Origin of the sequence: Bradyrhizobium sp. 147 (assembly GCF_023073935.1) — a bacterium.
Classification (GTDB): domain Bacteria; phylum Pseudomonadota; class Alphaproteobacteria; order Rhizobiales; family Xanthobacteraceae; genus Bradyrhizobium.
Genome location: NZ_JADPKL010000036.1, coordinates 1 through 14,966, shown reverse-complemented (window position 1 = coordinate 14,966; position 14,966 = coordinate 1). Strand labels below are relative to the sequence as shown.

Annotated in this window: 10 protein-coding genes and 6 pseudogenes; 2 read left to right on the top strand and 14 right to left on the bottom strand. The window is 58.5% G+C overall.

The window, feature by feature from the left end; genetic code table 11:
- Positions 1–405 precede the first annotated feature (405 nt).
- The 6 genes and pseudogenes from IVA87_RS09175 to IVA87_RS09140 all read right to left on the bottom strand — a co-directional run.
- Complete coding sequence (locus IVA87_RS09175; RefSeq protein ID WP_247333407.1) at positions 406–1,548, bottom strand: ABC transporter substrate-binding protein; 1,143 nt, start codon at positions 1,546–1,548, stop codon at positions 406–408.
- Positions 1,549–1,793: 245 nt separating this feature from the next.
- On the bottom strand, positions 1,794–2,255 hold the full coding sequence (locus IVA87_RS09170) for a flavin reductase family protein (protein ID WP_247333412.1): 462 nt from the start codon (positions 2,253–2,255) through the stop codon (positions 1,794–1,796).
- Positions 2,256–2,292: 37 nt separating this feature from the next.
- The gene (locus IVA87_RS09165) at positions 2,293–2,841 is read right to left on the bottom strand and encodes an NAD(P)H-dependent oxidoreductase (protein WP_247333405.1); all 549 of its coding nucleotides are present in this window, start codon (positions 2,839–2,841) and stop codon (positions 2,293–2,295) included.
- Positions 2,842–3,430: 589 nt separating this feature from the next.
- A pseudogene (locus tag IVA87_RS09160) lies at positions 3,431–3,859 on the bottom strand (DDE-type integrase/transposase/recombinase); the annotation flags it as partial.
- Between the two features lie 64 nt (positions 3,860–3,923).
- Positions 3,924–5,454 (bottom strand): annotated as a pseudogene (ltrA, locus tag IVA87_RS35320) (group II intron reverse transcriptase/maturase).
- 656 nt (positions 5,455–6,110) lie between these two features.
- A pseudogene (locus IVA87_RS09140) lies at positions 6,111–6,528 on the bottom strand (IS3 family transposase); the annotation flags it as partial.
- Between the two features lie 226 nt (positions 6,529–6,754).
- Between IVA87_RS09140 and IVA87_RS09135 the strand changes: the two are divergent.
- A pseudogene (locus IVA87_RS09135) lies at positions 6,755–8,135 on the top strand (IS110 family transposase).
- A 2-nt stretch (positions 8,136–8,137) separates the two neighbouring features.
- Here IVA87_RS09135 and IVA87_RS09130 read toward each other — a convergent pair.
- From IVA87_RS09130 to IVA87_RS09110, 5 genes and pseudogenes are all read right to left on the bottom strand, one after another.
- Positions 8,138–8,397: pseudogene (locus tag IVA87_RS09130) on the bottom strand (transposase); the annotation flags it as partial.
- Positions 8,398–8,665: 268 nt separating this feature from the next.
- Positions 8,666–9,913 (bottom strand): FAD-dependent oxidoreductase, encoded by a 1,248-nt coding sequence (locus IVA87_RS09125; RefSeq protein ID WP_247333410.1) that lies wholly within the window; start codon positions 9,911–9,913, stop codon positions 8,666–8,668.
- Positions 9,914–9,927: 14 nt separating this feature from the next.
- Positions 9,928–10,761 (bottom strand): sugar phosphate isomerase/epimerase, encoded by an 834-nt coding sequence (locus IVA87_RS09120; protein ID WP_247333409.1) that lies wholly within the window; start codon positions 10,759–10,761, stop codon positions 9,928–9,930.
- A gap of 68 nt (positions 10,762–10,829) precedes the next feature.
- Positions 10,830–11,150, bottom strand: a complete 321-nt coding sequence (locus IVA87_RS09115; RefSeq protein WP_247333402.1) for a Rieske 2Fe-2S domain-containing protein — start codon at positions 11,148–11,150, stop codon at positions 10,830–10,832.
- 135 nt (positions 11,151–11,285) lie between these two features.
- Positions 11,286–12,425, bottom strand: a complete 1,140-nt coding sequence (locus IVA87_RS09110) for a sterol desaturase family protein (protein ID WP_247333401.1) — start codon at positions 12,423–12,425, stop codon at positions 11,286–11,288.
- A 139-nt stretch (positions 12,426–12,564) separates the two neighbouring features.
- On the opposite strand from IVA87_RS09110, the pseudogene IVA87_RS09105 reads away from it, so the two are divergent.
- Positions 12,565–12,863 (top strand): annotated as a pseudogene (locus IVA87_RS09105) (transposase); the annotation flags it as partial.
- Positions 12,864–13,228: 365 nt separating this feature from the next.
- Here the strand turns inward: IVA87_RS09105 and IVA87_RS09100 are convergent.
- From IVA87_RS09100 to IVA87_RS09090, 3 genes are all read right to left on the bottom strand, one after another.
- A complete protein-coding gene (locus tag IVA87_RS09100; protein ID WP_247333400.1) occupies positions 13,229–14,026 on the bottom strand; it encodes an IS110 family transposase in 798 nt (265 codons plus the stop codon).
- A gap of 22 nt (positions 14,027–14,048) precedes the next feature.
- The gene (locus tag IVA87_RS09095; protein ID WP_247333399.1) at positions 14,049–14,339 is read right to left on the bottom strand and encodes a hypothetical protein; all 291 of its coding nucleotides are present in this window, start codon (positions 14,337–14,339) and stop codon (positions 14,049–14,051) included.
- 117 nt (positions 14,340–14,456) lie between these two features.
- Positions 14,457–14,966: IS630 family transposase (locus IVA87_RS09090; RefSeq protein ID WP_247333398.1), on the bottom strand; the 510-nt coding region annotated here is incomplete at its 5' end.

The following is a 14,966-nucleotide window of genomic DNA, read 5'->3' as shown; positions in this document are numbered from 1 at the left end:
TTGGGCTGTGAAGCCTCAATCCCCCTGCAATCTCAAATGCCGCCGCAACCGGAAAACAGACTCCCAATCAAGTGCTTGGAGGCTTGTTCACGGACAACTAACCTCCGCACGCCCAAACGACGTGATCCGATAGGCTGGCTGACTGACGTCCTCCTTCGTATCGCCGATTTTGTAGCCCCCGTCTGCACGAAGTGCTGCCATGGGAATGGAAGGGCATGCGCGATGCCGACGCCCGATCACCGGGGCCCATGGACCTCTCGCACCACATCATAAATGCGCCAGCGCTAGCACGTGAAGTGCGTCGTTGGATCCCCTGCTGCGCCGCCTGCTCAAAGCCCACGTGATGGCGGCCGTGCGTCTGCATGCGATGGCGAAGACGTCAGCCGGTCGCCGGTAGCCTGCATATTATTGAGCGCGCCATGCGAGCCAACGCTCTAGTATGTGTTCCGCATTAGTCTTGCCGTCTGAGTGCTTTTCCCAAAACCAAGGAACGTCGAAGCGGACTGTCTTCGCTGCGTTCTCGGGGTTTATGCTGAGCAGCGGCAGCAGATCGGCTGGCAAGTACTTGAGCTGATTTAGGTTAGGGCCGGGATAGCCGGTCCCTTCCGTAAAGGCGGCCGCGATCTCGGCCCGATTCACAAATGCAATGAATTTCTGTGCATTCACCGTGTTCGGCCCGCCCTTTGCAACAATCCAGTGGTTATCGGTTACATAAGCGCCGTCCCACAGCATGCGGATCGGGAACCCTTTCTTGATAGCCACAAGGACACGGCCATCGGGCGCACTTGTTAAAGCGTATTCACGGTTGATCAGAAGTTGTAGCGTCTCGCCACCCGTCGTCCACCACTTTGTGATATGTGGCTTGATCTCATCGAGTTTCTTCAACGCTCTATCGATCTTATCATCAGTCAGTCGCCAGAGACCCTTGTCCATCACGCCAAGGACGCTTAACGCAGCCACTAAATTAGCACCGTAAGTGGCAGAGAGTCCTCTTGGTCCCGGAAATTCCTTGATATTCCAGAAGTCGGTCCAGTTCTTCGGGCCGCCCTTCGGGAAGGCGCGTTCATCATATACCAGCAGGTTGGCGCTTTGGTATGCAACGACGGTGTCCTTATGACGAGCAAATTCCGGCACCCCTTTTAACGCCTCATCATCCCAAAGGCTGTAATCGATGGGCAGAAACGCGCCGGCCTGCTGCAACTGCAAGTAGGTTGGAAAAAACGCGTTGACCATGGCGACGTCCCAGTCGACCCGCCCAGCTTTGTTCATCGCCCAGAGCGGGGCCTCGGCGTTGTCAGCGACAGCATCGACAACACTGATGCCGGTAGCTTTCGTGAAGGGGTCCAAGACAGTCTTACGCAAGTTCTCCGTGAACGGGCCACCATAACTGCAAACGACCACTTCGCCGGTGCGGGCGATTTTTTCCTGCCCGAAGGCTGCGGTGGCCTTTGCGATAAATGGCACGCTTAACAGTGCTGCCGACGATTGCAGGACGGAGCGCCGGCTCACGCGACGGCACGGAGGTTCAGACAACACCTGATCTGACATGGTTTCTACCTTGTACCTAGAAGCTCGCGCTTGGTTGCCAACGGCTCAAGCGGCTCGGATTTACCTCAACCTAAATGGAGATCGCCAGACTCTTGTAGTCATGTGTTTTCCTCTCTTAGAAGACGAAACATATTTTCTTGTGTGCGCTTCCAAGCGGGCGCGCCTACCTTTGAGTTAAACGAGAATACTCCCAGCTTGCGTTGGGCGAGTTCTGTCCGTCAACCATCCCTCCCCCGGCATTGGCTTCAGGTATCCTCAGCAATACGGTGATATCGGCCCTGGTAGAAAAGCAGAGGCGTCTTTTGATCGACTTGATCAGGGCCGCAAATATCCAACACACTACCGATAGCAATCACGTGATCTCCGGCCTCGTACTCAGCATGCCGGATGCAATCAAGACAGACAATCGCACCCAAAATTTTGGGATTGCCAGCTGCAGTTGATTCCCATCTTACGCCCGCCCATCGATCGGCGCTCGACTTTGCAAACCTATCGGAAATGTCCCTTTGCGCTTCGGAAAGAATATTCACGCTGAAGCGTCCCGTAGCACGTATTCGGGGCCAAGTTTTCGAGGTCGACATTATGGAAACTGAGACCAGAGGCGGGTTAAGCGAAACACTATGAAACGATTGACATGTAAACCCTAGAGGTTCGCCGGAATCCAGTCCACATACCACCGTTATGCCGGAAGCATAATAACCAAGCATGCGCCTGAAATGGGAAGGATCAATCGAAACGTTCATCTCAGGCGTCCTCTCCTAAGCTGTCGGTGTTGAAGTGGAGTCGTGACGCGACAGAAGCCACGGCTTGCAACGACTGCGCTACCTCACCGGCAATCTTCTTTAGAAAGATGTCCAATTGGTCCATATGCGCAGTAACAAAATAGAGTCCGCGCACCGGCACGACCGCTCCAAGTTCGATAAGAAGTGGAGTAAGATTGGATACAGGTCCCATGGAGTGACCAATATCTGCGCCTGTCATAAGCGGAATAGCCACTACTCCGCGCAGTCCGCTGGCCGGGTATCGATCGAGAAAAGCCTTTAATAGGCCCGTGAATGTCGCCTTGTAAGTTGGTGAGGCGAACACGGCCACATGGCTTGAGGCTACTGCGGCATTTAGCTGCGCAAGTTCTTCACAAGGCCATTTAAAGAGGTTGTCCGAGTGATCCGCTAAATCGACAACGACAAGCTTATATGAACCCCGAAGAAAGAGCCGTTCGATCAGCTGTTCCCCAATCCTGCGAGTTCGCGACGCCGGCTTTGGATTGCCGACAACCAGAGATATTTTGATCATTGACGCCTCAAGCTGTCACATTAACTGACAGACGGCGAGGCCGAATAAGCAGCGAAGCTTACGTGTCGAGACCTGTGTCTGCCAATCCGTCAGGGTCTTTTGGCCCGACGGGACCGCGACAGCTCATGCCGCAGGTTTAGGATGCATCATTTGCAAGTAAGAGTTCCGCCGTTTTCAGCGCACATGAGCGTCTTTTCGGCGAAAACAGGCACAGCCCGCCGTTTTTGTGCGCAGGCGCTCAATGGAGATGTCCTAGCACAAGTCCCTAATTGTTGGTTCTACCTGTTCCTGCGGGGCAGGCGCGCACAGTGGAGAGATGCTGGCCGGCGTGACTGGAAGCGGTTAGGTTACCCCCTTGATGCTTGCTTGACCGTTTTGCGGAACCACCATGGCATAAGGTCGTCGATTTTGCTTTGGGACGGCCGGCAATGACCGTCGTGAGGATGCGAGCAAGGCCCCGTTTTGGGCTTAGACCTCATGACCGGCGATGAGGTGGTCCCGGTTGTCTGAACAGCAATTCCGCGTCGATAAAGTGGAGCTTCCGCCAAAATTAAGCTGCCGCGCGGAGCGGCAGCGGGTTGAAGTAAGCTTAATCCGGGGTGCCGCCGTTAAGGCTCGTGTGAGGACGCCGGCCATTGTAAAAGTCGAGGTATCGGCCGATCGAGGCGCGGGCATCGGACACGGTGTCGTAGGCGCGCAGATAGACCTCCTCATATTTGACGCTGCGCCACAGCCGCTCGACGAACACGTTGTCGCGCCAGGCGCCCCGGCCGTCCATGCTGATGGCGATGCCGTGACTGGCGAGCACGCCGGTGAACGCCGCGCCGGTGAACTGCGAGCCCTGGTCGGTGTTGAAGATGTCCGGCTTGCCGTGGCGGGCGAGAGCATCCTCCAGCGTCTCGACGCAGAATGCGGCTTCCATCGTGATCGAGACGCGCCACGACAGCACCCGGCGGCTCGCCCAGTCGAGGACAACAGCCAGGTACACGAAGCCGCGCGCCATCGGGAGTGGAGTAAGAAGCGCGAGCGCGCTTCTCCTCCCCGAACCGTACGTGCACCTTTCAGCGCATACGGCTCTCTGTTCAAGCTTGGCCCATGGCCATAGCAACATCCTGATAGTGCGAGGTGACAGTGCTGCGGGCTTCTTTTCGGAAGAGGTAGGGATTTTCCTCCGGATTGCGCCATCGGAACTGCGCCTTCGGACTTGAGACAAGCCGGTAAAGTGCTTTTCCGTGGGGCCCGCCGCGTTCATTTCGACCAAACACGAGCCAGGTTTTCGCCTTGCCCGGTTCCGGGGGTCGATACCATTTATTTCCGCATCAAAGGTTTGATGCGAGACCGGTATTTGTGCCCCAGCCAAGGCCATTTTCCAGAATACGACTGGTCGATGCGCCGGAATACGTGCGCGGTGAAGTCGGTGAACTTATAGAACGCTGCCCATCCCGCCAGTTGACGGTTCAGGCCAGCGATCATGTCGACCGTGCTGACACTATGATTGCCGGAAAGGGCTTCAGTGAGCCTGCGAACAAACCCCTTCGCCTTTTCCTTGGGTATCGTTGTGATGACGGACATGCGCCCGTGCGACCCTCGCTTGCGAATGATCCTGTGCCCCAGAAAGACGAAGCCGTCATTGACGTGAGTGATATGGGTTTTCTGCATATTCAGCGTCAATTTCAGCTTGCCTTCCAGAAAGGCGCGGCATTCTTCGCGGATTTCCTCTGCTTGAGCTTTGGTCCCTTTTACGATGACGACGAAGTCGTCAGCGTATCGGCAATAAGCAACCGCCGGCTTCCAATGCCGGTTCTCTCGAACCGTGATCGGGCGGCCAAGCTTGAGGCGAAGTTCCATGCCCAGCGGTCCTTGCGAGCCTTGCCGCTCAGGTATTTCGCCTCCAGCCACGCATCAAACTCGTGGAGCATGATGTTGGACAAGAGCGGTGACAGCACGCCACCTTGCGGAACACCCTCGCTGGAGGCTGTAAACAGGTCACGGTCAATGTGACCTGCCTTCAGGAACCGCCAGAGAAGATCAACAAGCCGCTCGTCCTGCACTCGTCGCCGCACACATCTGATAAGCAGCCGGTGATGGACCGTGTCGAAGTAGCTTGCCAGATCACCTTCGATGATCCAGCGGCCCCTCGTCATGTCGGCTCCATCCTGGAGCTGTATCTTCACGGTGCGGACGGCATGGTGCACGCTCCGTTCAGGCCGGAAGCACATAGGATAGGCGATGGAAGTCGCTTTCCCAGATTGGCTCCATGGCCATGAGCATGGCTCGTTGGGCGATGCGATCCGTCAGAGTCGGAATACCCAGTGGGCGTAGCTTGCCGTTGGTTTTCGGGATATAGATTCGCTTCACCGGCTGGGGGCGATAACTCTCCTCCAGCAGGCTTTTCCGCAGGTCATCCAGATGCTGATCCAATCTGACCTGCAGTCGTTGCTTATCTATTCCGTCGATGCCCGGTGTTCGTGCGCCAATTGACGCCAGAACAATCCGAGCGGCCTCGGCAAGCCATTCCCGGTTGGCAATCAGCCGAAGGAGGCGATCGAACCTTCGGTTCGGATCGCTGCCGGCCCATGTCGCGAGCTTGTGCTGCATTTCACTGGTTATCAAAGGTCTTCACCTCATTGGGTCAGATAGTTTGCACTCCAAGCAGTTTGAACTGTTCCCCTTCGCCATGTGGCAGGCTTTCCCTGCGGCGGACTACTACGGAAACTCCGCCAGCATGGTGGACGTCAGGGTCAACTCCCTTGCGACACAAAGCATCGTGGGTATTCCATCATGCCTTCCCTCGTTCATATGCTGGACGTCATCGTATTGGTGAGGCTGCCGGTCGCAGTCTTTTCCCTTGCTTTCCGCAAGTCGATGCTGATGCCATGGTCTGGCTGCGTTCTCCCCATGACCCCTCGCGAGCGTCCTTACATCTGGGCTCGCGTTCGGATGCCGGCCGTCATATCTGTCCGGCGACATCATCAGCATTCCACCTGTTAAGCCGTGTAGGCGGAGGCGACATTTCAGCCCTCAGATGCGGGTGAACCGGTTCGTGTTCCTCAACCTTCCAATACTTCAGCCTCGGGGACCATCTCGGCTTAACGGCTTCGCCTCAATCCCCTTTACCTGCGGGCTACGTCACCCTGCCAGTTGACGACAGGTCACCGCCGCTTGGGCTCATGTCCCCTCACAGCAGGGGACAAGTCATTTCTTTCTTCCTCCTTTCGCTTTTGCATTCCAGTCATACGCGCTTCCCCAAATGTGGGGCGAGGCGCACTGTAGGTGATATCCATCGCCCAGACCTGGTTCGGGCGTGTAATCTCCATCCCGCGCAGCAGATACGGATAGATCTTGTGTCCAGGCTCGGGCTTGGTGGTGCGCGGCCGGCGGTAAAGCGCCTCTATCCCCATCCCGCCGCATCAGCGTTTTAACATGCCGGCGGCCGATCTTGCACCCCTCGGCAGCCAATAGGTCTCGCAACATTCGCGAACCGGCGAAAGGAAACTCCAGATGCAGCCGGTCGAGCCGTCGCATGATCGCGAGGTCGGCGGAAGGCACTGGACGCGGCAGATAATAGACACTGCCACGGCTGATCTTCAAAACTTCCGCCTGTTTCGTGATCGGCAGGTCGTGCTCACGGTCGATCATCGCTTTGCGCTCAGCAGGCCGGCTTTGCTGAGCGCGCCTTCTAAAAAACTGGGCGGGCGCTGCGCGCCCCCTGTGGGATATAAACGGGTAATCGCTAGACTGCGGCCGGAAGGGAGCGGCCGATACGATTTTGGTGGCACGTGACCCCGTCAAAAAACATGGTCCACGGGCTGTTGCGCACTTGAGTGTGGTGACGCCATCTCGGCGATCCCGTTTAGGAATTTGAACGAATTGCGCAGCCCAGCCCTTCCGCCGGAGTCAGGAGGAGTTACAGATGAACCCGAAAAGATCGAAGTCGAAAGGCGGCGGTAACATGCCGATGGTGCACCCGAACGCGGCTGCTATCGACGTTGGGGCACCATGCATATGGCGGCCGTTAGGGCAGATCGCGCACCGGAGCCAGTCCACAGTTTCGGTACCTTCACGGCCGATCTGCATCGGCTGGTCGACTGGTTTACGGAATGCGGCGTCGAGACCGTCGTCATGGAATCGACCAGCGTCTACTGGATTCCGATTTTCGAGCTTCTCGATGCCCGGGGATTTACCGTGTTCCTTGTCAACGCGCGCGATGCCAAGCACGTGCCGGGGCGTAAGACCGATGTCAGCGATGCGCAATGCTTGCAGCGACTCCATTCATTCGGGTTGCTGCGGGCCAGCTTTCAGCCCAAAGGGCAGATTGCCGAACTGCGAGCCTACGTGCGTCAGCGCGAGCGTCTGCTGGAGTACGCGGCCTCGCACATCCAGCATATGCAGAAGGCGTTACGGAGATGAATCTTCAGCTCCATCACGTCGTCGCCGACATCACCGGCGCGACCGGCCAGCGTATCATACGCGCGGTTCTTGCCGGCGAGCGCGATCCCGAGGCGCTGGCGCGCTTGCGTCACTACAGTTGCCACTCGAGTGCCGAGACGATTGCGAAGGCGCTCACCGGGAGCTACCGCGCCGAGCATCTGTTTGCGCTCGAGCAGGCACTCGCCCTTTACGACACCTACCACGAGAAGGCATCTGCCTGCGACGCGCGGATCGAAGCCGTGTTGAAGGAACTGAGCAACCATCGCAGTCGTGGCCATGGACCAGCACCGCGGGCCTCGCTACGTCGGAATCGGACCGATCAGGCGAACGCTCTAGCTTTCGACGTCCGCGAGGCGCTGTTCGCGTTGCTGGGAAAAGACATCACCACGATCGACGGCCTCGGTCCTTACCTCTCGCTGAAGCTGATCGCTGAATGCGGGGACGACCTCTCCTCGTGGCCAAGTGCAAAGCATTTTACCTCCTGGCTAGGACTGGCGCCGAGCAACAAGGTCTCCGGCGGCAAAAGGCTCTCGTCCCGAACGCGCCGATCCGGCGGCCGGGCGGCGGCGCTTCTGCGCCTTGCTGCCGTCACCGTCGGACGCACCGATACTGCGCTCGGCGCCTTTTACAGGCGACTTTCATCGCGCATCGGTAAGGCCAAGGCAGTGACCGCCACGGCCCGCAAGATCGCAGTTCTGTTCTACAATGCTGTGCGATACGGAATGGACTATGTCGATCCCGGGGCCTCTTCCTACGAGACGCGCTACCGGACGCGAGTGGTCAACAATTTGCATCGGCGCGCCAAGGCATTCGGCTTCATTCTCCAGCCATTGGAGCCGAACGTCGGCGATGCCGTTTCTTAGGAATCGTTCTCCAGGGTCAGCTCCCCGATCTTGGCGTGCAGCGCTTTCACGTCAACCGCGGGCTCGCTCATTCGGTTGCCTCACCAGGACCGAACACATCGGCCGCCGCTTCCTGAAGCTGGGCCTTCCACTGCGTGATCTGGTTCGGGTGCACGTCGAAATGCTCAGCCGGCTGGGCCAGCGTCATCTCGCCCTTGATCGCGGCTAACGCCACCTTCGCCTTGAATGCCGGTGCGTGGTGCCGACGGGGTCGTCTGCTCATCGTCTCTCCTGATTCGCAGGTCAATCTTGCCCGCCGTCAGGCAGAAACTCCACTTACCGCCCTGTCCAAAATTCCGGAGCCAGCTCTGACGCACATCTCCTGCTTAGCGAGCGCAACAAGAACGAGCCGCAAAGGAGAAGACCGGCTGGTGCCGGAATATTGCGCTGGTATGAAGCCACGGGCAAGACAGCGCGAATACGAGAGAACGCTTTGTCGCATCGAAATCCCGATGTTGTTCCCGACAGCTGTTTTCAGAATGTGGTTTCAGTTACCCGCGCATCGAGGCCGAACTCGATCCCAAAGCCAGCAGAGACTTGATACTGACAGTCGGGTCAGCCAGCGCCTCGGCCTGAGGAGCAAGGCGCTTACCGATCATTATCTCCGCAAACCGGATATCTTTGGTGATATTGGCCAGACTACCGAAGCCGGATGCGGCAACGAGGCGCCCGCTCGGGGCCAAGTAAAAGAAGAGCTGCCCCTTCGCGTTGAGGTCGCGGCAGACTGAAGTGTCTGCTACATGATTGAGACCTGCCATCTGGAGCGTCTCGTCGTATTGATCCGACCAGAACCATGGCACGTCCTCGTAGGGGCGGTTCGCGCCCAGCATATTGGCAGCGGCCGCCGCGCCCTGTCGCTGCGCGTTGCGCCATGCTTCCAGTCGGATACGCTCGTCGTAGAGGCGATGCAGGAACGAACAGCAGTCGCCCGCCGCAAAGATGTCCGGATCGGAGGTAGTCAGCGTCTCGTTCAAGGCAATGCCATTCTCGAGGGTCAACCCCGCCGCCTGCGCAAGCTCAACGTTCGGCATCGCGCCAATCCCCACGACCACCAGGTCAGCCAAGTGCGTGCGGCCGTCTTCGAGCACGAGCTTGGAGCGCCCTTCATCCACGTCGATACGCTCGACCGTGGCACCGGTCTCGATGCGGACGCCCGAACGCTCATGCTTGGCTTTGATGAGTTCGGCAATGGGCGCTGGAACTGCCCGCGTCAGCAGCCGCGGGCCGGCCTCGATCACAGTGACCGAAGTCCCTCTCAACACAGCACTTGCGGCAACCTCGAGCCCGATGAAGCCGCCGCCGATGACGACCAGTTCGCACTGCGGGCCAATGCTCCGGCGGATAGCCAATGCATCGGTATAGGTTCGTAGCGTTGTTATTCTGCTTCCTGCGGCCGCCGGAATGGTCAATGTTCGGGGCTTGGCACCGGTAGTCAACAGCAGTCGTTCGTAAGCCAGATGCCTCCCGTTTGAGAGGGTGACGGTGTGCGCCATGCGATCTATTGATTCGACGTCGCTCCCTTGAAGATAATCAATTCCCAACTCCTTAAGCCGCGCGGGCGCGATGAGAAGCTTGGGTCCAGGCTCCCCCTCCTCGATCAGAATTGCTTTGGATAGTGGCGGCCGTTCATATGGCGGCATGGTTTCGTTTCCAATCAGGACGATCAGACCTCGCCAGCCGGCCTCCCGCAGGGCAATCGCCGCTGCCGTGCCGGCCTCGCCCGCCCCGACGATCACCATCCCCGGTTCAATACTCAAGCGAAGGAACCATGTTCGAGAGAAGGTTGCGCGCGGTCTGCCGTACGCTCGAATAGGTCGCGGACTAGGCACTTGACCAACAATGCTTCCTGCCATCGGTCGGTGGTGTCGTTGCCCTCGCGGTCGGTAATTGCATAGGGCCGCGGGCCAAGTTCGCATGTGAAAGAGAGGCGTGCATCCATACCTGCGCGCTTTCGCCAGCTTTTGAACCCGTATTCCCACCAACGCAAAAATAAGTCGAGCCAAACCTTGTGCTGCGGAAATGTGATCTCAACCTGGATCTGCTCGCGGGATGCGACGCGGCCATGAAATGCCCATGTTCGATCGAGCACCTGCTGCACTAGCCCCTCGTCTTCGTCGGAGATCGGGTACCAGAATTCACGCCCTAACAGGATATGTGAGAGGTCCGCTAACATGCGCATTTCAGGGACCCTATCAATGAGGTCGAGTGTGAACAGGAGATCTGTCGTCATCCTGTTGCGGTGCGTCTCGAAATAGATCGGCATGCCAGCCGCCTCAGCGACCTTGATCCAGCCTTCCAGTAAAGGAATGCAATCAGCGACGCGGCGTGGACGGACGTCGGGCTGTACATTTAAATGTAATGCACCGAGTTGCCGACCGAGGTCGATCGCAGCTTTCAGGTCATCGATTGTCTTCGGAAAGCACATGCCCTCGACCGCGAGTCCCCTGCCGGTCAGGGCACGTGCGATCAGGGCGACGCGCGCGCGATCCACACACGATGTGCTGATGCCATCGAACCCCGCATCCTTGATCATCGTCAGGTTTTCCTCGATGGAACGCTCGATCCCGTCAGGATGACGCCGCTCCATCGCCCAGAGCGACTGCAGTACAATCAGCCCCTGCTTCGACACCAGACTGCCTCCATGTCGGCCCTCCACTAGATCTTGAAGAAAACGGTGCGGCCTTCGATCTTGACTTCGTAGCTGCATAGGTCGATGCACGCTGGCAGCGCGCGTGCCTCACCGGTCCGATAATCGAAGGTGCCAAAATGCTTTGGGCATTCGATGATGTGGCCATCAACAATGCCCCCCGCAAGATGGACCTTCTCATGGGAGCAGTGGCCGTCGACCACGAAGTAGTCGCCTTCTGGCGAGCGAACAATCACAAATGTGCGACCTGCGTGATCGAAACGTAGGGCTTCTTCGCATTCCAAGGCGTCGTTGGCGCAGGCCGCCACCCACTCTCCTGTGTTAGTCAATGTGGTGTCCTTTGGTTCTGGCCATCTACCGGCGATAAGGGGACAAGCGCAAAACGCCACCCGCTCAGCGGCAACCATCTGGCGTGGACGCTGCGTATAGAAAATGGCGGCGCATCTGTAGCCGACCGCCCAACATCAACGTGATCCGCCGCGTACGTACTTTTTGGCCCTTATCCGCTTGTACATCGCCTCATCGGCTTCCGCCGAGCCGTCGTGCGCCGTACCGAACCACTCGTCGAGAGGGATCATCCGATCACCATAGTTCACTTCAAAGTATTTGTGGTGCAGGTAATGAAAGTAGTTGTCAGTATCGACATAGTTCTCGTCGCCCGTCACCATTCGGTCGAAGCCGACGTGGGCTTTTGCCGGCACTAGGGCCAAATGCATCAGCTGAAACATTGCGTGCAGCGGGTTCGACGGCACGACGAAATGGATCAGCACGCCCCCAAAGAAGATGATGTGCTCAAATGGATGCATCGACAGGCCTGACCATGGCCCCGGATTAACGTTGTTGTGATGTAGTTTATGTATGATGTGGTAAAGCGGTCCGAGATGGATAAGGCGATGGATCATATAGAAGTACAACTCATGCCACACCGGGACGAGCAGCATGAGCGCAACGAAGTAGACAGGGTGCACTGCAAAATCGACATAAGGGATGTAGCCGTTAGCGAACACCCACCAAGTGAACACCTCATACGCTGTCCACACCGGCACACCGCTGCACATCGTCAAGAACACATTTTCAGATGTCTGACTTCCGAACATAAACGTCGGATTGTCAGTATCAGGCCACTTCGAATTGTACTTGAAGTCGGTCCCCTGGCGCCGCTGGATGTAGAAAACGACGTGGAAACAGCCGTAAACGAGAATCGTCAGCGCCGCGTTCCGCAGCAGGATAAGCAAGACCCAGTCCACGTGGAACTGCTTCATGGTATCCAGCGAAGGTGTTAGATACCACCACGCGAGGACTGAGATAGAGACATAAAGCGCATTCCAGGGCCATAGATACCCTGGATAGCCGAATAGCCAGTTCAAGAATTTTTTTGGCTGGGCCGGCCAGACGAAAACCGGTGCGCGCCTTGGCCGCCTGGCGGGCGTCCAATTCCCCCGCTTGTCCCGCGTTCCATACCGGGTGTCGTTCACGCCATCCTCCATTGTGTTGAAGCCCAGCGCGGACACGCGCGCAGCGCGCCCCAGCTCTGCTACGCCGTCAGGTGCTTCGGACTTTGCGGGAGAAATATCAATTGATCCAACAGATGTCAAATGGATCATATGTTCCGATAACAGCCGACCACCGAGCCTTTCGAGAGCTATCGTTGCAGATCGCCATACTCGAGCCTTCTCGGCTACCACAATGGGATTCAGCTCCTTTGCGTCGCCGCAGATGTCGACAACACCGAACCATCCCAGGCTGCGTCGCGGCGACAATCGGACGGGCGAGCTGTTCAGCTACGTCATCTGGAGGCGCGGGGTGCGACGTGACCATCCGCTGCGAGCGATCCGGACGATCGACCGAGGCGCTGTCGACGCTGCAGCGCAAGTTTGGCGCGCTCTATTCGCCGATTGGGCGGCCGTCGATCCCGCCGGAGAAGCTGCAGCGGGCCATGCTGTTGCAAGCGTTTTTATTCGATCCGCTCGGAGCGGCTTTTGATGGAGCGGCAGGAATACGACCTGCTGTTCCGCTGGTTCATCGGAATTGGCGTCGACGCCGCGCACGCATCATCTCCGAATCTCGTGGGAGCCAATGAATCACGGTCGCTGGTCGGCGGCGAACACCTTTTTTCAACGGCCTGCTCTCATGTTTGCTGTCAAGCGACTCGATCAAGCGGAGCCGCTTCCGGCTGAGCGCCCGGACGCTGTGACTTCGAAGGTGCCCACGGTAGGAGGCAGGGCTGAAGACGACGGTTGATCAAGCTCTCATGCGCGGGTTGGCTACCGCATGACCGTGGTTTCGTCTTGGGGCTGCCTCGGTCTAGGGAGCGAGCGTCGGCAATGCCGGCTCATAACAGGCCACGAGGATTCCCCACCGCGCCCTGCCTCCTGCCCTGGGCACTGATATGGTCGAGCAGTGCTGTTCAGGCGGCCGGCCCGAGTTGGACTTGACGAGCGATCGCCCACAGGAAGCCGACCATCTCGCGTGCAATGGCGGTGGTGACGATCACCTTGGGTTTGCCGGCCGCCGACAAGCGGCGATAGAGGCCGCACAGCCTGACCTGGGCCTTCCAGGCGATATCGCGGATAGCTTGTGGTAGGCGCTCGTTACGGTCATGGAGCTTGCGACTGACGCGGGCTTGGATGCGATAGGTCCATGCCCCCTCGATCAGAGCTCGCCTGGCCAGAGCGTTGCCGGCCTTGGTGATGCCGCCGCGTCGGATGGTTGCGCCGCTCGAATGCTCCGACGGCACGAGGCCGAGAAAGGCCATCAACTGGCGGGGATTGTCGAAGCGGGAGAAGTCGCCGACCTCGGCAACCACCGTCACGGCGACGATGAAGGCGACGCCGCGCATCGCCTGCACGGCCTCTACGAACGGCGTCATCGACCATTGTGGCGCCAGCTCCTCGATCCGCTTGGTCAAGCAGTCCACACGGGCCTCAGCCCGGTCACTGCATGAATGTAGTCCTGCAGAACGATTTGGCTCGCTGGATGATCGAAGCGCACCGTGGTGAGCCAGCGACGATAAGCCAGAGTCCCCCCTCTTCCCGGCATAGATGCGCCCATGTCGCAGCAGGAAGCCTTGGAGATGTTGCCGCGCCTTGCCGAGCACACGCATCGCTGTGGCGCGGGCTCTCACCAAGTCGCGCATGGCCTCATGCGCCGCATCCGGAACCCACACGGCTGTCAGCTCGCCGCTCCGGTGCAGCTTGGCTAGCATCGCCGCATCGCGCTGGTCGGTTTTAACCCCGATCCCCGGCCTTCATCGGGATCAGCGAGGGGGCCGCCACGATGCAGTTGTGCCCCATTCCTGTCAGTTGTCGATGCAGGCCATATCCGCAGGGGCCGGCTTCGTAACAAAAACTGACCTGCCGGTCACGCTTGCCAAGCTTCTTCGCCAGCTTGGCGATTTGATCGACGCGATTAGGGATGATCCCCAAGTTACGAACTTCACCGCCGCGCATCGCTTCCGCCGCTGCGACTGAAATCGTCGCCTTGTGCACATCCAGTCCCACGAAAATGCTATTGTTCATCAGGCCCGCTCCCCATGCTTCACCGGACCATCCGGCGCAACCCTCGATAGGAGCTTGCCGCGGGGCGGGCCGCCCGTCACCTCAGAGCGCAAACATAGGGTCTAATGCGTGATGGCATTAGGTTCGATAGCCTGAATTTTTGAGGTAATTGGCGCATTCCTCGGAGGTGAAGGCATCGAGTGCGCGGCCGATTGCGGCGCAGACGGCGTCGACGGTTCGCGCGGCAGCTTTGCGGAGCAGGTGCTTGAGCTTGGCAAAGACTTGTTCGATCGGGTTCAAGTCGGGCGAGTATTTTGGGAGGAAGAAGAGTTTGGCGCCGACCGAGCGTATGAGTTGGCGAACTGCTTTGCTCCTGTGGCTACCGAGGTTATCCAAGACGACGATGTCGCCGGGTCGAAGGACGGGCAGAAGAACCTTCTCGACATAGGTGCGAAAGCTCACGCCGTCGATCGGGCCCTCGATGAACCATGGCACATCGATCCGGTCATGGCGCAGGGCCGCCAAGAAGGTCATGGTCTTCCAGCGGCCGTGCGGAACCTTGGCGGGAAGTCTGTGCCCGCGCGGCGCCCATCCCCGCAAAGGCGCCATATCGGTTCTGGTCCAGGTCTCGTCGATGAAGACCAGCCG